The 21,420-nt window shown below is 39.9% G+C and carries 17 protein-coding genes; 5 read left to right on the forward strand and 12 right to left on the reverse strand.

Annotated elements, in window-relative coordinates:
* Positions 1 to 253: 253 nt before the first annotated feature.
* A complete protein-coding gene (locus IEW76_RS14930; RefSeq protein WP_188655204.1) occupies positions 254 to 643 on the reverse strand; it encodes a hypothetical protein in 390 nt (129 codons plus the stop codon).
* Between the two features lie 234 nt (positions 644 to 877).
* Here IEW76_RS14930 and IEW76_RS14935 point away from each other — a divergent pair, with 234 nt between their 5' ends.
* Positions 878 to 1,111 (forward strand): hypothetical protein, encoded by a 234-nt coding sequence (locus IEW76_RS14935; protein WP_188655206.1) that lies wholly within the window; start codon positions 878 to 880, stop codon positions 1,109 to 1,111.
* A 6-nt stretch (positions 1,112 to 1,117) separates the two neighbouring features.
* Here the strand turns inward: IEW76_RS14935 and IEW76_RS14940 are convergent, their stop codons facing one another.
* Complete coding sequence (locus IEW76_RS14940) at positions 1,118 to 2,083, reverse strand: quinone oxidoreductase family protein (RefSeq protein ID WP_188655208.1); 966 nt, start codon at positions 2,081 to 2,083, stop codon at positions 1,118 to 1,120.
* Positions 2,084 to 2,193: 110 nt separating this feature from the next.
* Positions 2,194 to 2,601, reverse strand: a complete 408-nt coding sequence (locus IEW76_RS14945; RefSeq protein ID WP_188655317.1) for a VOC family protein — start codon at positions 2,599 to 2,601, stop codon at positions 2,194 to 2,196.
* 178 nt (positions 2,602 to 2,779) lie between these two features.
* Between IEW76_RS14945 and IEW76_RS14950 the strand changes: the two genes are divergently transcribed.
* Together IEW76_RS14950 and IEW76_RS14955 are read left to right on the forward strand one after the other, a co-directional pair.
* The gene (locus IEW76_RS14950; protein ID WP_188655210.1) at positions 2,780 to 2,974 is read left to right on the forward strand and encodes a hypothetical protein; all 195 of its coding nucleotides are present in this window, start codon (positions 2,780 to 2,782) and stop codon (positions 2,972 to 2,974) included.
* Between the two features lie 545 nt (positions 2,975 to 3,519).
* The gene (locus tag IEW76_RS14955) at positions 3,520 to 6,252 is read left to right on the forward strand and encodes a glycoside hydrolase family 31 protein (RefSeq protein ID WP_188655212.1); all 2,733 of its coding nucleotides are present in this window, start codon (positions 3,520 to 3,522) and stop codon (positions 6,250 to 6,252) included.
* Between the two features lie 68 nt (positions 6,253 to 6,320).
* On the opposite strand, the gene IEW76_RS14960 is transcribed toward IEW76_RS14955, so the two are convergent.
* The 6 genes from IEW76_RS14960 to IEW76_RS14985 form a co-directional block, all read right to left on the reverse strand.
* On the reverse strand, positions 6,321 to 7,856 hold the full coding sequence (locus tag IEW76_RS14960; RefSeq protein ID WP_188655214.1) for a BCCT family transporter: 1,536 nt from the start codon (positions 7,854 to 7,856) through the stop codon (positions 6,321 to 6,323).
* 288 nt (positions 7,857 to 8,144) lie between these two features.
* The gene (locus IEW76_RS14965; RefSeq protein WP_188655216.1) at positions 8,145 to 9,422 is read right to left on the reverse strand and encodes an Nramp family divalent metal transporter; all 1,278 of its coding nucleotides are present in this window, start codon (positions 9,420 to 9,422) and stop codon (positions 8,145 to 8,147) included.
* A gap of 194 nt (positions 9,423 to 9,616) precedes the next feature.
* Positions 9,617 to 10,549, reverse strand: coding sequence for an ornithine carbamoyltransferase (gene argF, locus IEW76_RS14970; RefSeq protein ID WP_373286009.1), 933 nt, complete (start codon positions 10,547 to 10,549; stop codon positions 9,617 to 9,619).
* 13 nt (positions 10,550 to 10,562) lie between these two features.
* A complete protein-coding gene (gene carB, locus IEW76_RS14975) occupies positions 10,563 to 13,766 on the reverse strand; it encodes a carbamoyl-phosphate synthase (glutamine-hydrolyzing) large subunit (RefSeq protein WP_188655220.1) in 3,204 nt (1,067 codons plus the stop codon).
* Positions 13,753 to 14,832 (reverse strand): carbamoyl phosphate synthase small subunit, encoded by a 1,080-nt coding sequence (locus tag IEW76_RS14980; protein WP_188655222.1) that lies wholly within the window; start codon positions 14,830 to 14,832, stop codon positions 13,753 to 13,755. The genes carB and IEW76_RS14980 overlap by 14 nt, the downstream gene beginning before the upstream one ends.
* A gap of 298 nt (positions 14,833 to 15,130) precedes the next feature.
* The gene (locus IEW76_RS14985) at positions 15,131 to 15,544 is read right to left on the reverse strand and encodes an ATP synthase subunit C-like protein (RefSeq protein ID WP_188655224.1); all 414 of its coding nucleotides are present in this window, start codon (positions 15,542 to 15,544) and stop codon (positions 15,131 to 15,133) included.
* Positions 15,545 to 15,814: 270 nt separating this feature from the next.
* On the opposite strand from IEW76_RS14985, the gene IEW76_RS14990 reads away from it, so the two are divergent.
* Together IEW76_RS14990 and IEW76_RS14995 are read left to right on the forward strand one after the other, a co-directional pair.
* On the forward strand, positions 15,815 to 16,252 hold the full coding sequence (locus IEW76_RS14990; RefSeq protein ID WP_188655226.1) for a VOC family protein: 438 nt from the start codon (positions 15,815 to 15,817) through the stop codon (positions 16,250 to 16,252).
* 208 nt (positions 16,253 to 16,460) lie between these two features.
* Complete coding sequence (locus tag IEW76_RS14995) at positions 16,461 to 16,991, forward strand: DUF420 domain-containing protein (RefSeq protein WP_188655228.1); 531 nt, start codon at positions 16,461 to 16,463, stop codon at positions 16,989 to 16,991.
* Between the two features lie 580 nt (positions 16,992 to 17,571).
* Here IEW76_RS14995 and rsgA read toward each other — a convergent pair.
* The 3 genes from rsgA to IEW76_RS15010 form a co-directional block, all read right to left on the reverse strand.
* Positions 17,572 to 18,591, reverse strand: coding sequence for a ribosome small subunit-dependent GTPase A (rsgA, locus tag IEW76_RS15000; RefSeq protein WP_188655230.1), 1,020 nt, complete (start codon positions 18,589 to 18,591; stop codon positions 17,572 to 17,574).
* 335 nt (positions 18,592 to 18,926) lie between these two features.
* Positions 18,927 to 20,393, reverse strand: coding sequence for an S-layer homology domain-containing protein (locus tag IEW76_RS15005; protein ID WP_188655232.1), 1,467 nt, complete (start codon positions 20,391 to 20,393; stop codon positions 18,927 to 18,929).
* 298 nt (positions 20,394 to 20,691) lie between these two features.
* Positions 20,692 to 21,123 carry an NUDIX hydrolase gene (locus IEW76_RS15010; RefSeq protein ID WP_188655234.1) on the reverse strand — a complete coding sequence of 144 codons (432 nt, stop codon included), beginning with the start codon at positions 21,121 to 21,123 and terminating at the stop codon, positions 20,692 to 20,694.
* Positions 21,124 to 21,420 lie beyond the last annotated feature (297 nt).

The raw sequence follows: 21,420 nt of genomic DNA on the forward strand, positions 1-21,420 counted from the left end.
GAAATTTGCCTCCGGCTTCCTTCAGATTCCGGGTCACCCCGGACACCCTTGCCCTTGGCTAACGGCTACAACGACCTTCACCGTTCGGGACTCTAACCCTAAAGCTTGCGCCCATGTCGGGCACACATCAAAAAAACTCATAAGTAGAATCACTTATGAGTGTCTTTCATATATTATTTATTTCCTCTCAATCTTGAATTCAAATACGATTTCTGTTGGATATATACTATAAATTCTGTCTTGCTGACTCTTTTTAATTACTCGCTTCTTCTTTAGCGCCGCTAAACCATTTGTTTACAATAGGAAACAAATTGGGTTCTGTATTATAGTAATGCTCATTCACCATATTCATAGAAAAACCAAATGTTTTTCCATTTCCTTTATATAAGTTTACAGAATAGCGAAACCCGCTCCGCTCTTCTTGATTTTCCTGAGGTATGAACTGGATATTTTTCACTTCATCAAGGAATAGACGGACCTTCTCTTTGTCTTGTATCGTTCTGATTTCTCCTGTTTCCCCACTCATGATCTCAACACGTGTTATGTGAGACAAATCTCCTTCATACAACTCTTCCAAAGGCTTTGTCTCCAAACCGCATCCCATTAACACTAGAATAAGCATAACTACTAATATCCTCTTCATAGAATCCCCCTTCTTTTACAACTGTCGCTTCAATTCTCTTAAAGTTACATATCATCTATAAATTCACCTATGGACGGTTATTGGGGGTACGTAACTCCTTTTTGCATTAGGGACCAGAAACATTACACTCAATCTACACTAGCTTAAGAATTTGCTCTGAATTTATCTTCCTCCCCCTCAAAAAATCTCCTAATATGGTATAATACATTTACTATAAATAAAGTGGGGTTGGCTATGAATACAGAGAGAAGTCCTTTAGATTATAGCGGTGAGCGGTTTCCTGTCTATTTTGAAGTGGCCGATTTAGAAACCGCCTATAGCACACTAGAATCACTCGATTTCATCGGACAAATTGAAACGAGAGAACACGGGTATATTGTATCCATTACGATGCAACAAATACCTGAAGTCGTTCGAACACTAGCTCGTGAAAGCATCGCCATTTACGCAATTATTCCTGATGCATAAAATGCTCTAAAGTATATTTAATAGCAACTTACCTGTGCTTTTCCTTGATTCTAACCACGCATGGGCGTCAGAAGCCTTCTCAAGGGGATATTCCTCGCTTATATGTAAACTTAGTTGGTTTGTGTCTAATAGAGTGAGCACTTCACTTGCCGCTTTCCGGATAGACTCAGGTCGATTTAGCCTTGTCGTTCCGAGACTAAACCCTAATACAGACCGACAACTCTTATGAAGATCACTCGTTTTAATGTTCCCTGGACGCCCTCCTGCGTTTCCAAATTGGACAAGACGTCCGTAGTTGGCAAGACATTCCATACTCTTTTCTGAAATATCTCCAGCTACTGAATCTAATATGACATCCACCCCTCCAAATTGAGCATTAATTTGTTCAGCAAAATCATTATAGAGTAAAACCTCATCAGCCCCTGCTTCTAACACTACATCAGCTTTGTCCTTGTGACTAACAACTCCAATTACGTCCTTGGCACCCATCCATTTGGCTAATTGAATCGAAGTTGTCCCTACTCCTCCCGCCGCGGCATGGATTAGCACACGTTCACCCGCACGAACGCGCGCAATATCAGCCAACAATATGTATGATAGAATTCCTACTGTCGGACAAGCGGCAGCTGTTCGATTATCAAGTCCATCCGGTATGCCATATGTCAAACTTTCCTTCGCCACAACATACTCCGCATAGGAACCTTCAACAGGAAAAGCAATCACCCTTTGCCCTTTTTCAATACTTGTAACCTTATGTCCTTTGTCCACCACAATTCCCATTGCATCGATTCCTGGTGTAAATGGTATTCCTCCGCCTACGCTATTTCCCATACGCTTCTTGACATCAGCATAATTCACACTTGCCTTCATAACTTTTATAAGTACTTCATCCCCTTCCACCTCCGGCATGTCACAGTCAACTATATGCATTACCTCTGGCCCACCAAACTCCTGCACCTCAATCTTTTTCATGTAAGCTCCCCCCTAAATTAAATTGAAAAGTTAGCTATTTCCAACTAGTGATTTGAACCTGGCAAACGTAGTTCATTCTAGCATTCCTTCATACACATAATTCCATTTCCCTAAATCCCGGTTGTATTCATAAGCACGATACGCCACCCATCAGGGTCTTCAATGGTTGTTCCTTTCTCTTCCCAATATGGATTTTCAGGCGGGACTTCCCTATATCCCATCTCATCAAGACGATTGACCACGATATTGATTTCATAGGAAGAAGGGATATAAAAGACTAATAGATTATCCTGAGTTGGGGCAGGACAGGGACTTCCATCATCATGCTTAGTAAATTCAAGATGATACGGTGCATCTGGTAATCCCAATATAACCCCGTGATAGCCCCTATGACTCGAAAACTCTGTTAACCGGCGTAACCCTAAGCCATTCTCGTAAAAGTTTATAACTTCTTCAAATTGATCTGTTGGTCGTGCGATTCTAATTTGCGCTACTGTAAAATCATTAAATTCCACTATAACTCCCCCATTCCTTTTATGATTACTATTGTACACAGAAATTCCAGAAACAGATAATACCCATTCATTATGACTTTTGATTATGAATGCTTATCAACATGACCACGCACACTTCTCCTCTGAATGGATAAAATATAACACTAACATAGAACTGATGTCCGATTAGGAGGAGGAGAAAATGAGCAAGCGACCTTTAATGGTTCTTATCGTACTTGTTCTCATTTCAATCGCCGCTTGGGTTGTGTGGTACTTCTATCCAACACCTGTTCAACAAGCACTCTGTGAAACACAATTTACGCAATTAGTTAAAGAAAGAACTGCGGAAGCCTATGTAGAACATATGGTAAATTCAAATGAACAAACAAATATATGAAACACTCTTTTCACAAGTACTAAAAATAGTCTACATTTTAGAAACAAGAAGGACCTTTAATGACAAAGAGGTCTTTTTTTATACTTTAATTTTTCAATTTCACACATTTGTATTAAATTCATTATATTTTGCGAATTCTATTTTGCTTTTGCTAAAACTGTTAAACCAATTTTAAAGTTTCTAGCTCATCCCTCAGAAATTCCCCCTCATTATCAACTACCTGCACCAATACACAAATACAATATTTCGCACTAAATAACAAGTTTGGATATGTATGCCTTTCATACTCATTTAATAGTGATTTCTATAATAATAAAGTAACCCTAATCAATATAAAATAAATAAAATTCATCATTCTTTTGTATTAATTTTTACAATACATATAAATAACCTAAATACTTGTATATACAAATGCAACGCTTTTAAATTAGTCTATTTTACCCATGAATGGAGACCTCCCCTCACGATTGACCAGCGATTCCTCTTAACTGTACAGTTGTTGTGAAATATATAGTTATTAAAATTTTTAGAAGAGGTGAAGGGTTATGCGTAATTCTAGAACTATTAAAACATTAGCGACAGCAAGTTTAGCAACAAGCTTACTTGTCCCTGTAGCTACTCCATCAAACGTATTAGCCGTAGCAGACGTTTATCCTGAGAAGGAATTAAACAAAGAAGCTGCCGAGAAACAGAAATTGCAAGTACAAGATGTACAAAAAGTAGAAAATGGTGTTCAACTCACCCTTTCAAACAATTATCAAGCCTTCATTCGTTTAAAAGCTGCTGACCTTGCAAAGGTCTCGATTCTAAAACAAGGGGAAAAAGACGAAGCAACAGCCGCTATTAACAAGACAGAGTGGGATACTCCTGAATTTAATGTTGAGGAAGATGAAACAACCGTTACCCTTTCAACTGATGAGATCACAGTAAGCATTCATAAAGAGCCCTTCGGTGTTAAATTTATGGATGACGAAGGTAACGTTATTAACCAGGACAGCATGAAATATGGTTCCGGTTATGAAGATGGAAAGCCTTACGTATTTAAGGACACTGGGAAAAATGAGGATTTCTACGGTTTTGGTGAACAAGCCGGGAAGTTAAATAAACGCGGTGAAAGTATCGGCATGTGGAACAACGATGCTTACGACTATAGCAAAGATACTAAGTACTTATATACGACTGTTCCATTCTTTATCGGTTTAAAAGATGATAAAGCCTACGGAATCTTCTTTGATAACAGTCATCGCTCTTATTATGAAATGGCAAGTGAAAGTGATGATTACTATTACTTTTACGCAAACGATGGCCAGTTAACTTATTACTTTGCTTACGGACCTGAAATTCAGGATGTTGTAAATCGATACACAGACCTCACAGGTTCCATGCAGCGCCCTCCAAAGTGGTCTCTTGGTTTACACCAGAGTAAATGGGGATATAAAACAGCTGATGAAATTAAGAATATCGTCGATACATATCGCGAAAAAGATATTCCATTAGATGCTGTTCACCTAGACATTGACCACATGAACGGTTTCCGTAACTTCACGTGGGGAGAAGATTTCACGAAGGATCCAAAGGCTTTCAATGACTATCTAGAAAGCAAAGGTGTTAGTTCTGTCGCTGTAAGTGATCCGGGTATTAAGAAGGATCCTGGATATTACATGTATGATGAAGGTACAGAAAATGGATACTGGGCAACGAATCCAGATGGCAGTCCTTATGTTGGAGAAGTGTGGCCTGGAGAATCTGTATTCCCTGACTTCGCTCGCGAAGAAGTACAAGACTGGTGGGCAGAGAGTCACGCCACGATTATGGACGCAGGTGTCGATGGAATTTGGAATGATATGAACGAACCAGCTGTATTCGATACAGCAACGAAGACGCAGCCACTTGATGTTCAGTACGGAGATATGGATCATTCTGAATTCCATAATATGTTCGCCCACTACGAAGCCGAGGCTACAGATCAAGCATTTGATGTGAACATGGATAATACACGCCCGTTCGTCTTAACACGAGATATGTATGCTGGTTCTCAGCGATATTCCACTTTATGGACAGGGGATAATGCAAGTACATGGGAATCGTTACAAATGTCTACTCCAATGAATAGTAACGTTGGTCTATCCGGTATTCCATTCGTGGGTAATGATATCGGCGGATTCGCTAAGCGTCCTTCTGGTGAACTATTCGCACGTTGGATCCAAATGGGCATGTTCAACCCATTCTCCCGTATTCATGCTGACAACGGAAGTACAGTTGCATTTGATACAGAAGCAAAAGATATCCCAGGCCAAGAACCTTGGCAATATGGACAACAAGTGGAAGATATCAGCAAGAAATATATCGAAAAACGCTATGAGCTAATGCCTTATCTTTATAACACGTTCATTAAAGCAAGCGAAGATGGTACTCCCGTACAGCAACCACTTGTTTATCAGTTCCAAGAAGATGAGAACACACACGACATTAGTCAACAGTTTATGTTTGGTGAATCACTAATGGTTGCTCCTATTGTCAAGAAGGGCTCTACCTCTAAGGAAGTTTATCTACCAAAAGGTGAAACGTGGATCGATTACTGGACTGGCGAACAGTTCGAAGGTGGACAAACCATCACCAAACAAGCTGATCTATCCACAATTCCACTTTACGTGAAGAATGATTCCATCATCCCAGAACGTAACGTCCAGCAACACACTGGTGAGACACCGCTAGAAAACCTCATTCTTGATACGTATGTGGCTGATGAAGCAAATTATACGTTCATTGAAGATGATGGTAGTACAGAAGATTATAAAGACGGTGAATTTAACAAGACCCACTTCAACATACAGAAGCATAATTCATCTCTTTATACGTTCAATCAAGATAAAGAAGTTGAAAAATATGAATCAGATCTGAAATCTTATACAGTTAAATTACATGATGTAGAAGCTCCTCACTTTGTACGTTCAAATGCTACATTATATAAAGAAGCGAATAGCGTTGACGAAGTGAAGAAAACACAAGAGTCCTATTATTATGACGAAGAGACTAGCACTCTTTATACAAACATCCCTGCAGATGAGCAAAACAAGGTAACCCTGTTCGTTGATCGTGCAGAGAAATCAAAACAAGTTGAAAAGAAACTTGAAAAGCTTCATTCAGAAGATGACAAGTTACAGCAAAAGCTAAGCAAAGGAAATAAGAAAGAAAAAGTTCAAGAAAAGCTCAAAGAAGTGTCGAACGAAAAGAAATTAAAAATCGCTCAACAAATCGAAAAAGCTTCAAAAAAATAGCACAAAAACCCCGTCTGACTCAGTAGTCAAACGGGGTTTTCTTTACTAAAATTAATATAAATAAGAAACTATTCTGATGAAGAAGAAGCGACTTCTCGCTTCCACTTCCGTTTTATTTCCTTATCGCTCTCCAAATCTTTACTAGCAGCTTTATAAAACGATCCACACATTAGCAGAAGAACTACCGAAAAAGGTAAAGCTGAAATGATAAGGATATTTTGCAACCCTTGCGTTCCTCCGAAGTACACAATGATCCCCGCTACGAACGACAACATAAGACCCCATACGATTTTCACTGTGCTCGTCGGCTCCAATGAACCTTTTGAGGTTAACATACCTAAAACAAACGTAGCTGAGTCCGCTGATGTAATGAAGAAAATGGCGATTACAAACACAGTAATGAAAGACATCAATGTACCTAATGGATAATGTTGCAACATCCCAAACGTGGCAGTTTCAAGAGCATATTGTGATATGTCTGCTACTCCACTCTGTTCTAATTCTAATGCCGAAACACCAAATACAGCAAAGAAAATAAAACACACAAGAGACGGAACAATTAATACACCAGCCATAAACTCTCTTAACGTTCTCCCCTTTGAAATACGTGCGATAAAGATCCCAACAAAGGGAGACCACGAGATCCACCAAGCCCAATAGAAAATCGTCCAAGAATTAATCCACCCTCTATTATCCTCATTTAATGGGGCGATTCGGAAACTCATATCCACGAAATTTGTAAGGTAGTTCCCCAGTGAGTTTGTGAACATGTTCAAAATGGTTAATGTCGGCCCGACCAGGAACAATAAGATTAAAAGAAAAAAGCCAAGACCCATATTAATATTACTTAAGTACTTTATTCCTCTATGTATACCTGAATAGGCAGAAATAATAAATAAGATCGTAGAAACGCCAAGAATAATCATCTGTACACGATATGTAGATGGAACACTAAATAAAAATGAAAGTCCTTCATTAATCTGAGCTGATCCAAACCCTAATGTTGCAGCAACCCCGACTACTGTGGCAAATACAGCTAATGTATCAATCAATTTCCCCAGTATCCCCTTCATCCTCTCTTCCCCTAGAAGTGGCACAAGCGTTGCACTTATCAGACCTGGATACCCTTTGTGGAACTTAAAGTAAGCCAACACAAGCGCTACAATTCCATAAATCGCCCAAGCAGAAACTCCCCAATGAAAATAAGAATACTGGAGTGATTCTTTAATAGCTAAGTCTGTACCTAATTCTGCGTTAGGCGAACTCTTAAATGCATGCGAAATAGGTTCAGACGTAGTCCAAAAAACCATCCCCATCCCCATTCCTGCACTAAATAGCATTGCGAACCACGTTGGCAAACTAAAACTAGGTTGATCAGATTCTTTACCTAATTTCAATTTCCCAAATCTTGAAAACGTTAAATAAACACAAAACACAAAAATAACTGCAAAGAGCAAAAGGTAGTACCAACCAAACCTTTTAGATATGAACCCTGTAACCTGACTTGAAACCGCCTCTAAATTACTCGGCGCAAATACCCCCCACAACACAAATAGACCACATACTGTAACGGCATACCAGAATACAGCTGTTACATTTTTCATTACTTCCCCTCCCGTAACACCATTTCTCCATAAATTTTGGAATACTTTCACTTACCTCTTCTTTAATCAGTTAAAACCTAAAATTTTATTTCTACATAATTTTATTTTTTTGTTACTCAGTCAAACAATACTTTAAACAAAGCCCATATGTGCTGAATATTATCCAGCGCACAACCAAAACATTTTATTGACATAATTAAAAACAAGCCTCTGTTTCCTAACACAAAAAAAGCAATGAATTGTTCACTCACAATTCATTGCCCACGATCACTTCACAGCCTTATTCATTTAGAAAAACTTCTCTATTATGGAATGAACAGCTAAAAAACCAAACAAAACTATACACAACGTTAACACGACATTTGATAAAGTCTTGCTACGAAATTCAGAATCAATACGAGAAGAGTTTAATAGCCACAATAAGGTCCCTGAAAGGAAAGGCATAAACAAAGCACCAAGTGCACCATATATAATTATTAGCTCGACTGGTTTGCCAAACAGTAATAAAAGCATAGGCGGAAAGGTCAGCCATATTAGATAAGCCCGGTACGCAGAATCTCGGTCAGACACTGGAGTATTTCGTTTTTCCTCAGATTTATAAAATGGACGTACGAAATCAGCAAACAAATAAGGTATTCCATTCCACACTCCTAATAACGAAGAAAATGCAGCGGACCAAAAACCAATTAAAAACAACCAACGTAATAACGGGTTGAATTCACTCCCCATACGATCTGCTAACGTTATTAACCCTTGATCTCCGTCAATTGATATTCCAGTTCCGAATAAAAATTGACTGCCGATAATCAATAGCGCTAAGGTGAATAATGTTGTAATAAAGTAAGCAACCTTTGAATCAAGTCTCATAATACTCATCCATGAACTTCCCTTCCAGCCCTTCTCTTTAAGCCAGTAGCCGTAAGAAGCCATCGTAATCGTTCCCCCAACTCCACCAACAAGGCCTAGCGCAAGCATAAGCGATCCATCTGGAATGCGAGGTGCAAATCCTTCAATCATTAACTCGAATTCAGGAAGGAACAAAAGCGCGGTCCCAATAACGGTTACAAACATCACACCTATTAAAACCATCATCATTTTCTCAAAGAATCCATAGTGCCCCATCCATATCAATGCAAATCCTAGAAGTCCATGAATGATAGCCCAAGCCCATATAGGCAGACCAGGTAACATGGCGTTCATTGCCATTGCTGTTGCAGATGTTGCTGCAGCCCCATAAACAAATCCCCATACGATTATATAAATCCCAAAATATCCTGTAGTCCACTTTCCTAAAGAACGCCATCCCTGTAAGATTGTCTGACCTGAGGCAAGATTCCACCTACCAACACCTTCATTCAAGAAGTACTTTAATATAGCTCCAACAACAATAGCCCATATAAACGTGAGTCCATAGCCTGTCCCAGCAACAAGTGCGGCAACCAAGTCTCCGGTACCTACTCCTGTTGCAGCAGCTACAAACCCTGGGCCTACTTTTTTAAACTTCCCTACAAAGGTAGCAGGAGCCGTTATAAATTCTTCACTTTTTTGATTCACCTCGGTTTGCAATAAAAACACCCCTTTTATGTATCCGCTTTCAACTTAACTTCCATTTTCTTATAATTTTGTAAAAAATTCAATAATATCAGAAAATTTAGTCAGATACTCCCCTTTTTATGGTTTAGAGGCTATACATATACCATAAAAATAAAGGCCATTCTCCCTAAGGAAAATAACCTTTATATTTTAATACTCTCATCTATTTAAATTTCTTTTAATAAGTAATGAAGGATAGCTTTATGAACATGTAATCGATTCTCTGCTTGGTCAAAGACTATGGAATGTGGACCATCCATTATTCCAGAAGACACTTCTTCTTCTCGATGAGCAGGCAAACAATGCATAAAGATAAAATCTTCTTTTGCAGCAGAACAAAGAGCCTCATTAACTTGATAAGAAGCAAACACTCCTTCTCGCTCCTCTTGGAGGTCTTCTTGCCCCATGCTGGCCCAAACATCCGTCATCACTACATCAGCATTCTGTACGGCGAGCAAAGGGTCATGGGTAACCGACACATAGTCATTCGACAAAGCATTCATGACCTCTTCATGAGGTTCATAACCTGGCGGTGTGGCCACGCACAACTCCATCCCCATAGTGCTTGCCGCTTCGATTAAAGAATGAGCCATATTATTCCCGTCTCCAATATAAGCTACTTTCACAGACTGCAGAGGACCTTTCTGCTCTTCAATTGTCATCAAATCTGCCATCACTTGAGTAGGATGGTGCAAATCAGTTAGACCATTTATAACAGGTACAGTAGCACTCCCGGCAAATGTTTCGATCATTTCATGAGAGAAAGTCCGAATCATGACCACGTCTACGTAACGAGAGATCACTTTTGCTGTATCCTCAACGGTTTCACCACGCCCTAGTTGAAGATCATCGGAATTTAAATACAACGCACTTCCTCCAAGTTGAAACATTCCCGCTTCAAAAGAAACCCTTGTACGTGTTGAAGCTTTCTCAAAAATCATTCCGAGCACTTTGCCTTCCAAATAAGGATGAGGAATTTGCTTTTGTTGCATGTCTTTTAAGTAGTGTGCTTGCTCAAGAACGGATTGAATCGTCTCATACGTCCACTCCCCAATCGTTAAGAAATCCTTTGTTTGACTAAGCTGATCTTTTACCTCCATAATCATCCTCCTCTTATTTGATTACCGCCTTCACATTAAACTGGTGATAGTGTTGCAATGAGTGAACCTCATAATCAGGAACTTCTGGTTCTAACTGAGTAAGAGCAAGTTGATCGATGTGTGTAAAGCACGGTAAGCCATATTTCGTAGCTAACGCCCGAACGTGATACCCTAATCTCATCTTGTCTCGACCTTTTGTAGGCGTACAATATACCATTTGTATGAAACCTTGCTCTATTAACGTTTCAACCTCACTAACGTTCCTTGTTACTCGCTGTATCGGCAACCCCAACCCTTCAATATAATCCGCTGTGCCAGGTGTGCCATATAACGTCACTCCTCTTTCCACAAATGCAGTCAGGGAATGTAAGCGATCTGTTCGATCAATAGAGCTGAATGAACAAAGGAGACCTCCTTCAGTTGGTAACAGCATAGAAACGGCCTTCCCCATTGCTTCCGCTTCTGTATAAGCTAAGCCTAAGTTTTCTCCGGTAGATTTCATTTCTGGACCTAAGAAATGGTCAACTCCACCTAACTTTCCATTGGAAAAGGCCGGGGCTTTAACTGAGAAGAAGTTAGGTTCCTCTAACAACCCTAATTCATGGTGTAGGTCACTTAGCGGAGTTCCAAGTTGTACCTGAACCGCCCACTCAATGACTGGCATGCCTGTAACTTTGCTTAAGATCGGCACTGTTCTGGATGCACGAGGGTTTACCTCAAGAGCATAGACAGTCCCATTCTGTATAACGAACTGAATATTTATGATTCCTACAATGCCTTGGTCCTTCGAGATCTTCTCTGTGATTTCAACCATTTGCCTTTTTTCTTCATGAGTCACAGATATTGGTGGAAAAATGGTGGTACTATCACCGGAATGAACACCTGCCCGTTCGATGTGTTCAAAAATCCCTGGAATAATGACGTTTTCACCATCACTAACCGCATCGAGTTCATACTCTTTACCGTCTTTATATTCATCTAAAATCATCGGCCAGACTCGATCAGAAGAAACCTGCAGCTGTTCAATATAAGAAGCCAGATCTTCTTCAGATCTTAAAATATGCATGGATTCCCCACCAATGACATAAGAAGGTCTTACAATCAACGGATAGGAGAGATTCGTAGTAATGCGCTTCATTTCTTCAATACTATAGGCAAATGCTCCTTCTATAGCCGGGAGCCCCAATTTCTTCAGCGTTTGATAAAATAAGTTTCGATCCTCCATGCTAGCGATAGTATTGACGCTTGTTCCAGCTATCTTCACTCCATATTCACTCAACTCATTTGCTAGATTAATAGCAGTCTGTCCCCCGAATTGAATAAACACCTGACTGACTTTCTCTTTCTCAATGACAGACAGAACATCCTCCACAGCAAGAGGCTCAAAGTATAAACGGTCTGCAATTGAATAATCCGTACTTACGGTTTCTGGGTTATTGTTCATTACAATAGTTTTTACACCATTTGCTCTTAAAGCTTGCGTAGCATGGACAGAGCAATAATCAAATTCAATTCCCTGTCCAATGCGAATCGGGCCTGATCCAAGTACAAGCGCTTTCTCCTCTTTTTCGTATGGAACTTCGTCGCTCCCTGTCCAAGTAGAATAATAATAAGGCGTAACCACTTCAAATTCCCCCGCACAGGTGTCCACTTGTTTATAACCTGGATACACACCAGTCATTTTCCTCATATTCCTAAATTCTTCAAGGGTCATATTCAAACTGGTAGAAATCCATTGATCACTAATGTTCGCACGCTTTAATTCCCAAAGTTGAGCTACAGACAAAACACCTGACCCTTTAACACTGTTCTCAAGCCTTACAATTGTTTCGATTTTCTGTAGAAACCAAGGATCAATATGGGTTATTTCATGTAAGAACTCTATCGAATACCCTCTGTTCATGGCTTCAGCTATTAAAAACAAGCGTTCGTCCGTGGGATGGGCGACTAGCTGTTGGAGTTGGTCATTCAAAAGATGATGATAATTTTCTGAAGTCAAGCTGAACTGGTTTAACTCAAGGGAACGAATCGCCTTGTTACATGCTCCTTCAAACGTTCGATCCATTGCCATCACTTCACCAGTTGCCTTCATCTGTGTATTCAACGAACGGTCTCCATTCGTGAACTTATCAAAGGGAAAGCGAGGCATTTTGACAACGATATAATCGAGAGCTGGTTCAAATGCAGCAAACGTTCTTTCTGTAATTGGATTCTCGATTTCATCTAAGTGATAGCCAATAGCACATTTTGTCGCAATTCGAGCAATCGGAAATCCAGTGGCTTTAGATGCTAGTGCAGACGACCGACTTACCCGAGGATTCACTTCGATTACTTTATATTCATCAGAATAAGGATCTAGCCCAAATTGAATGTTGCACCCTCCTACAATATTTAAAGAACGTATGACTTTAATGGAAGCATCTCTCAACTTCTGATATTGACGGTCTGACAACGTTTGAGAGGGAGCCACTACTATGGAATCTCCTGTATGAACCCCGACGGGATCAAGATTTTCCATATTACAGACAATCGTACATGTGTCATTCGCATCTCGTATGACTTCGTATTCTACCTCTTTCCATCCAAGAATGCTTTCTTCAAGCAGCACTTGACTGATCGGACTTGCGTTCAGTCCAGACCTTACAACGTCTGCTAGCTCTTCTTTGTTACGGGCAATCCCACCCCCTTCTCCTCCTAATGTATAAGCAGGTCGGATAATGAGCGGGAAACCGATAGCTTCTGCAAATTCAAAAGCTTCTTCAAACTTATGGATCCTAGTTGATTGAGGAATGGGTTCGTCAATTTCAATCATGAGATCTCGAAATAAATCCCTGTCTTCCCCTCGCTTGATGTTGGCTACAGAAGTCCCTAACACTTCAACGGAATAACGGTCTAATACTCCTGCTTCTTTTAAATTGATTAGTAAATTTAAAGCCGTTTGCCCACCGAGGGTCGGTAAGATTCCATCTGGTGCTTCTTTCTCTATAATCTTCGTAACAGTATGGACATCCATGGGTTCGATATAAACTTCATCCGCCATTATGGGATCCGTCATAATGGTTGCAGGGTTACTGTTTACTAATATGACCTTAATCCCCTCTTCTTTAAGTGCCAGACAAGCTTGTGTGCCTGAATAATCAAATTCAGCCGCCTGCCCAATCTTTATAGGGCCTGATCCAAGTACAAGTACTGTTTTTAAATCTTCACGAAGCGGCATGTGCATTCTCCTTTACCAACTGAATAAACTCTTTGAGGATGAAGCTCGTGTCAGAGGGGCCTGCATGAGCTTCTGGATGAAACTGAACCCCAAGGACCGGCAATCTTGTATGTACCATCCCTTCTACAGTGCGATCATTTACATTTAAATGAGTGGCTGTAAATGACGTATGAACTAAACTACTTTCCATCACTTCATATCCATGGTTTTGAGAAGTTATATAGACTTTATTTGTCTTTAAATTTTTTACCGGATGATTCCCACCTCTATGTCCGTAATGAAGTTTAGTTGTAGAAGCTCCGTGAGACAGTGCCAAAAGTTGATGCCCTAAACAAATACCAAGGCAAGGGTAACTCTCACTTAGTTTCTTGATCGTTGGATAATAGTAAGATAATTCTTCCGGATTACCGGGTCCATTGCTAAAAAGGACACCATCAGGATTTAATGAAGAAATCCATTCATAAGAGGAAGAATAAGGAACAACAGTAACCCTACACCCTTCAGCTTGGAGACTAGTTCGAATTGATTTCTTATATCCGTAGTCCACAATCACAATATGAGGAGACCCCCCTTCGAAATAGACTGAACTCTTAACAGAAACCTCTTCAACTAGAGTGTGTTGCTTATGTGTAAAGAATGGCTTAGCCACCTGCTCATGGATAGAAGAAACAATTTTCCCTCTCATTGTGCCTTCTTTTCGAATGATTTTAACAAGCGCACGTGTATCAATATTCACCAACCCACTTATGTTGTACTTATTCAAATAATCTACAAGAGAACTTTGAGATTCATAGTGACTCGGGATGTCGCACGCCTCTCCAAACACAGCCCCAGATAGTGCGTGGATTTCACTTTCACCATCCACGTCATTTATTCCATAGTTGCCTATAAGAGGATAGCAAAAGACAATAATTTGATCTGCATAAGAAGGATCAGTAAGAATTTCTTGATAACCTGTCATGCTCGTATTAAATACAACCTCACCCGTCATGTCTTGTGTACTTCCTACTCTAACTCCTTCAAAAAAAACCCCGTTCTCTAAGAGCAAATATCCTTTCTCTTTCATACGCCGCCTCCTCTTAAACCTTATTCCAATCCCCTTAATATACATTTTTTTGTATAAAAAACAATTAATAACTGCTTTATTACGAATTATTATACATAATAATAAATTAATATACAATTAGTTTTCAGATTTTTTAATAACTTTTTCACATCGATTTTTATGTTAGTCCCTGTTATCAAAAAAAAGATCTAATACGAAAAAACTTTCATTAGGGGGCATAAGAGAAGCATAAATGAGCTAGCAGTGAAGAAGTACAAAAAAAGAGCACGTTCTGGGTATCAGAATGTGCTCTTTTCATTTAGCTTCCTGTAGTTGTCATCGTTGCAACACCGGCGATAATCGGAAAAGCCATTAACAACGGAAGACAAACCATGAAGAGCATACGTAACTTTTCTTTTGCTTGTTTATCTGCGTCCCCCATAAGACTGAGGTAAGTTTTGAAGACATGGCCTCCATTAATCACTGTAATGATCGCCACTAGAATGAGCGGCGTTACTGGATTAATAGTCGATTGTTCAAGATTGATAAAACCAAAGACTACTAACACAATTGGAATCACTTCAACTAAGGCAACACCTATAAATAATTTCGTTTGAATCGATTGTAGGTTACCCGGCTTTTGAGCTACATCATGAAGAGCTTTTCTTGAAATAAAACTAATCCCCCCGGTAGCAATTAATACCGCAATAACAAAGAAATAAATCGGGTCCATCCTTATAACTCCTTTCCCCTGTAAAATGTATGTATATGCTCTTTCATTATACAAGATCATTCCCATGTTCTTAACTGGAAATTAGATTAAGTAAGACAGATGAACCGTCTTATGCCACCTTATTTTCTACTATTGAAAATAGTCACAATCAAACAAGAAGTGTCACCCCCACGCACACGCTTTTTGGTAGATTTTTTACAGTTTTCAAAGGAAATAAGACTTATATTGGAGAACGTTTTATAAAGAGGCAATTTTTAAGGAGGAACTACAATGTTTCAAATGAATGGTGTATTTATTCCCGTTACAGATATCGAACGATCCAAGAAATGGTACGAAACTATTCTCGGATTAATCAAGGTAGATGAATGGAAAAATGGTTCTGACCATGGAGTGGGGTATATTTTTTCGGAAGGAAACACGGGCCTTGCTTTAATTGAAGTAGAAGAACCTCAGTCTACTTCATTTACAAGAAAAGGGGCTCACCCAAACGTCTACTTCAATTTTTCCAGTGACGATATTAAGGGAGACTATCAAAGATTACTAGACAAAAACGTTATGACTACTCCGATTCAACACTCTGAAGAGGTTAGCATGTTTGATTTTAAAGACCCTGACGGAAATTCGTTTAGTGTGGTGCAGGAAGCCCCTCAATCTCCCTATCACGAGAATCATATAAAGGAGCTCCAAAGGCAACATTCCAAGTATTAGTAAGAGCCCATCCTCCCCCGAAAAGTGGTCACAATTTATCAATGACGAACAAAAGAACTTTTTTATTTGGTGATCTTTCTATGTGTAACTCTTCTCAACCATTAAAGTTAACAAATTTGTCACTGTTCTAGACAGTTCCTTAGTGAATCTTTCGTTCATTTTCGCTATACTCGAAAATGAACGATTTATCTAAGAGAGGTTGAGAGTCTTGCAAATTGAGAAAAATTTCAACTATGTACCGTGGGTTGTAGGCCTATCCATTGCCATTAACGCCATTGTCGTAGCCCTTTTATTTATACCAAAAATCGATAGCAGCTCAAGCTTTGATATTACCATACTGCCTCTTGTAAATGCTGTCTTAAACTCGTTTACAACGGTCTTCTTGTTCGCTGCTTTATTTATGATTATCCGCAAAAATGTAAAATGGCATAAACGCTTTATACTTGCTGCCTTTACGTCAACGGCTCTGTTCCTAGTTTCGTACCTCACCTATCACTCTATGGCGAGCTCTACATCTTTTGGCGGAGATGGAATCATTCAGTACGTTTACTACTTTATCCTAATTACTCATATTGTTTTGGCAGCTGCCATCGTGCCACTGGCCTTGCTTACACTTTTCCGTGGACTTGCCATGAAAGTTGACAAGCACCGTAAAATTGCACGTTGGACGATGCCTTTGTGGCTATATGTTAGTATTACCGGCGTAGTTGTGTACTTAATGATATCTCCTTATTATTAGGCAATGTCATATAATCCTCCTTATTCACAACAAACGAAGTAGAGATATTTTAGCTGAAAGGGGCCGTTACGTTTATAAGTGCTTGGGATTGCTCGGGGACAACTCGCTTTCCTGCGGGGAACTGGGAAGCCTCCTCATTCGCTACGCTCACTGCGGGGTCTTCCCTAAGCTCCTTTTCCCGCGGGAGTCTCGCAGTCCCCGAGCAATCCCTGGCTATGAAGAGGTGAACGGGCCCGCAGATCGTACCAGGAGGTCTAAAATCACCCTATATGGCATGTTTTCGTTCACCCTTATATGGCAAAGATGGGCCTGGAAACTGCGAGACTCCCGTGGGCAGAAGAGCCTAGGTGAGACCCCGGAAGACGGCTTGCCGGCTGAGGAGACTCACCAGCTCCCCACAGGAAAGCGAGTGGTTTCCAGGCCCGCCTTACGCTGAACTAACGCGAACGAAAACATTCTCTCAGCTTCGAGTCTTCAACGATGCTGGCACAAATATTGTTTAGACAATAACAACATTAAATGTTACTAGATATTATTATAAAAAAGTCAGCTTCCTAAAAGGAAGCTGACTTTTTTATGATTATTTTTTCTGTGACTTCGGCCCGTGAAGCATTCGGTTCACTCGATGGGCGCTGTATTGTTCTTTCAGCGCCAAACGATGAAGTTCTCTTTTTAATTTTTCATAGTTCTTTAGACGTCCTTTATCAAGCTCTCCTGTTTCAATGGCTTGTTTGACAGCGCAGCCGGGTTCGCTGTGGTGTTTACAATCGCGAAACTTACACTCAGAACTGAGCTGTTCAACGTCAGAGAATGTCTTCCCTACAGTATCTTCATTCCCCCATAGTTGCAATTCCCGCATGCCGGGTGTGTCTATAACAGTCGTCCCATTTGGTAGAAGAAATAGTTCTCGGTGTGTTGTCGTATGACGTCCTCGGTCATCATCAAAACGAACTTCTTGGGTGAGCTGTTTTTCCTCGCCCATTAAACTGTTTATTAGCGTCGATTTCCCTACACCTGATGAACCAATTAGAGAAATGGTCTCATCCTTCTTCAACTCATTTTTCAACTCTTGAATACCTTCTCGTGTAAGGTTACTTACCGCATAAACCTGAACGCCGGGTGCAGCAAGTCGAAGTTCTTCCAATCGAAGGTCTACATCTTCACACAAATCTTGTTTCGTACAAATGATTGCAGGTACGGCTCCACTCTCATACACTTGTAGCACATATCGTTCAATTCGGTTGATATTAAATTCGTTCGTCAAAGCTGTCACGATAAAAACTTTATCAATGTTTGCTGCAATGATCTGTTCTCCATGTGTTTCTCCAGCTTTTTTTCGCGATAACAAAGTGCGTCTTGTTAGCACACGTTGAATAAGACCTTTCTCACCATTATCGTATGGAACAAACACGATCCAGTCTCCAACTGCCGGGAGTTCTCTTGGACCTTGCGCCATATGATAAAGGCCTCCTGAAAGGCGCCCCTCATACGTTTTCTTTTCAGTGAAAATCGTATAGTGCCCGTGCGTCGCTTTCGCTACACGTCCCACTCTTTCATCTTGCTTCAACTCGCATGAAGCTTCATTCATAAATCCGTTCATTTCATTCCTCCATTGGTTTAGAGGACGCGATCAGAGTTGATGTGCCCTCCATTGATGATTTTTTAATGATTGGTTAGATTTAAGTCGTACATTTGCCATAACACATCAACTCCTCGCATTTTAGTTCCTTTCATTATATCAGAACATTTAAATAAATCTATAACAACTTCCAAAATCTGTTGCTTGATTACATCCATATTTCACTCAACGTTCTCCTTTATACCTCGAAAAAAAGACTACTCTCAACTTCATAAGAAGCTAAGAATAGTCTTTTCACACGACAGTTTAGTTAGTAAGCATAGAATCTAATACCCCAATCACCACTTCAAAGGAGCTTATTCGTTCGCTATTTTCCAATATTCATAAGCATGAACAGCATTACCGTGATAGCTTGGGTTATCTTTAAAATGACTCTTCGTTTCGTCTAACTCTTCTTCCATAACCTGTTTCCCCTCTTCGTAGAAGGAAATGTGTTTATGTTCATCCATCTGTTGCATTTCAACAGATACAAGGAGTTCCTTGCCTAGCTCTTTTGCAAACTCCATTTCAGTTTGCGATACATCGATAATTCCATTTGATCCTTCAGCTGAATCCCTGAAAGCCATAAGAGTTGTGTGATCTAATTTACTGATGACCCACTTACTGAAGGAAATGTCATCTTCGCCTGGTGTTTTGTGATTGTCTAGCCATATCGCTAAATCTGCACTTGTTTCTAAATCAGATTCTCTCTTCACTTCGTCATTAAAGGTTTGTATGTTCTTTTTCCAAGTTGTTAGGACATCCTCAGTATTCCCGTCCCAATGCTTTAAGACATATGGTTCAATATCAAGGTGAATTCCGTCAAATTGTTGTCTAGGAGGAACGACTTTTTGATAGCTGGTAACATAATCAATAAACATGTTAAGACGCTCTTCCCCTTCTTTAAGAGCCCAATTTGGGTGGCCTCCCATAGCGTGAACCTCTATACCAGCTTCATGAGCTTTCTCTAAGAATTCCTTGTAAACTGTGAAATCTTGTGTGCGGTCTAAACGGGTGTAGAGCAAGTTAATATCATGTTCTTTTGCGAACTCTAGGATTTCATTCGGTTCCTGTATCACATTTTCAGCATGCCATATGTATGTTCCGCGAATGTTCTCATTATCAATGGGTTCAAAATTAGGATCTTCTTTGGCGTTAGACAAATACTGTTTAAATTGATTATCCATTGTACGTGCTAAAAAGATTGAGAATTGTGCACGAGTCGTTGGATCGTTAGGACGAAACGTATTGTCAGGAAAGCCTACCGATATTCGATTGGACACCACCTCACTAACATACTTACGGTTTCCACTCACGTCATCAAACTCTTTAGAAATCGGTTCATTCTCTAAGTTATAGGCTCTTGTTAACACAGCAGCCATTTCAATTCGTTTTATATTGCGATCCGGTTGAAATTCATTTGAATCGGTACCTTCAATGATACCTTCATCCACTAATGCAGCTACATACTTATAATGAGGATGTTCTGTAGAAATGTCATCAAAATTAGGATTTGGTCGATTCTCAGTCGATAACCCCAATTCTCTCGTCAACATGATTGCTGCTTCCATACGAGAGACGTTGTCCCCTGGACGGAACGTTCCATCCTGATACCCTTTAATAATTCCTTGATCCTCTAAATACTGAATCTCCTCATTCCCTGTAACTTCTTCATTAACATCCGGAAATTTTGTTTCACCATGAGCAATCGGTGCACTCCAAGCTGATACGGCAAATAAGCTTGTTAAAAGACTTGCTGTCACTTTCTTCGTAAATCCACTCACTTGTGTTCCTCCTCTTAGATCTTTAAGAGCGGCCTTTCATCGATATTGCACAATGACTCCACCCATTTTAGAATCTTCGAATAATTCATCTATTATAATGGGGGTGAAAAGGGATACATCTTCACTTAAGATGGAAAGCATAAAAAAGCCCCCCTTAAATGGAAGAACTTAGAACAAGGAGGGAGACAATTATCTTAAACAATGTCGCCTATAAAACAAAAGACCCTCCTCAACTTCACGATAAGCGAGAGAATAGCCCTTCTTTAGTACCGATCATCACTACTTTACTTATTCAACTTTAAACAAATCCTTTAGCACAGACAAGTAACACCGCATAACACAACTCTGCATCCTTATATAGATTCGTTTGTATACCCTTAATACAATCATTAACCGGTACACTCAAGACCTCAATCGATTCATGCGACTCTAATGCCTGTCCAATATGCTCAGTAACCTCATTCGTGAAAAATACATGAGTGACTTCATATGCCATCCAAGGTGCTGGCCACAATTCTCCTACATACCGCAACTCTCTACACCGATACCCGGTTTCTTCAACAAACTCTCTTTTAGCGGCCTCTTCCAAACTTTCTCCTTCTTCGACTCCCCCACCAGGAAGCTGCGTTACTTTCATTTGAACAGGTGCTCTAAATTGATTAATAAGAATAAAGGAATGTCCTGAATGAGCGAGTACGACGACTGATTCTTTACGATTTTGTTCTTTCATTAATTGCTCACACCAATCTATTTGAGACTAAAAGGTAGTCAACCTCCTGATCATACAAGAAGAGCCGCTTCCCTACTATAGATGCGGCTCTTCTTGTCGTTCATTATTTGTTATGTGGCTCTTCTGTACCCCAATCATATCCAGACTTCTTCCAATTAACAAGGAATAAAGCTGGTGCAACTATCATCAATATCGCAATCAAAAACTGCATTATTAGCCCCTTTCAATATGAAACCTCATATTATTTTCTGATTATTAGTATTATTTCAGAAGGATCTCTCTTAATCAACCATTTTA

Source organism: Pontibacillus salipaludis (genome assembly GCF_014642405.1).
Classification (GTDB): domain Bacteria; phylum Bacillota; class Bacilli; order Bacillales; family BH030062; genus Pontibacillus; species Pontibacillus salipaludis.

Bases quoted from the DNA above. Each gene is read 5' to 3' on its own strand.
- IEW76_RS14990 (WP_188655226.1), top strand. From the start codon at position 15,815: ATGTTTCAAATGAATGGTGTATTTATTCCCGTTACAGATATCGAACGA.
- IEW76_RS14935 (WP_188655206.1), top strand. From the start codon at position 878: ATGAATACAGAGAGAAGTCCTTTAGATTATAGCGGTGAGCGGTTTCCT.
- IEW76_RS14950 (WP_188655210.1), top strand. From the start codon at position 2,780: ATGAGCAAGCGACCTTTAATGGTTCTTATCGTACTTGTTCTCATTTCA.
- IEW76_RS14980 (WP_188655222.1), bottom strand. From the start codon at position 14,832: ATGAAAGAGAAAGGATATTTGCTCTTAGAGAACGGGGTTTTTTTTGAA.
- IEW76_RS14930 (WP_188655204.1), bottom strand. From the start codon at position 643: ATGAAGAGGATATTAGTAGTTATGCTTATTCTAGTGTTAATGGGATGC.
- IEW76_RS14955 (WP_188655212.1), top strand. From the start codon at position 3,520: ATGCGTAATTCTAGAACTATTAAAACATTAGCGACAGCAAGTTTAGCA.
- IEW76_RS14940 (WP_188655208.1), bottom strand. From the start codon at position 2,083: ATGAAAAAGATTGAGGTGCAGGAGTTTGGTGGGCCAGAGGTAATGCAT.
- argF (WP_373286009.1), bottom strand. From the start codon at position 10,549: ATGGAGGTAAAAGATCAGCTTAGTCAAACAAAGGATTTCTTAACGATT.
- carB (WP_188655220.1), bottom strand. From the start codon at position 13,766: ATGCCGCTTCGTGAAGATTTAAAAACAGTACTTGTACTTGGATCAGGC.
- IEW76_RS15010 (WP_188655234.1), bottom strand. From the start codon at position 21,123: ATGAAAGAACAAAATCGTAAAGAATCAGTCGTCGTACTCGCTCATTCA.
- rsgA (WP_188655230.1), bottom strand. From the start codon at position 18,591: ATGAACGGATTTATGAATGAAGCTTCATGCGAGTTGAAGCAAGATGAA.
- IEW76_RS14960 (WP_188655214.1), bottom strand. From the start codon at position 7,856: ATGAAAAATGTAACAGCTGTATTCTGGTATGCCGTTACAGTATGTGGT.
- IEW76_RS14985 (WP_188655224.1), bottom strand. From the start codon at position 15,544: ATGGACCCGATTTATTTCTTTGTTATTGCGGTATTAATTGCTACCGGG.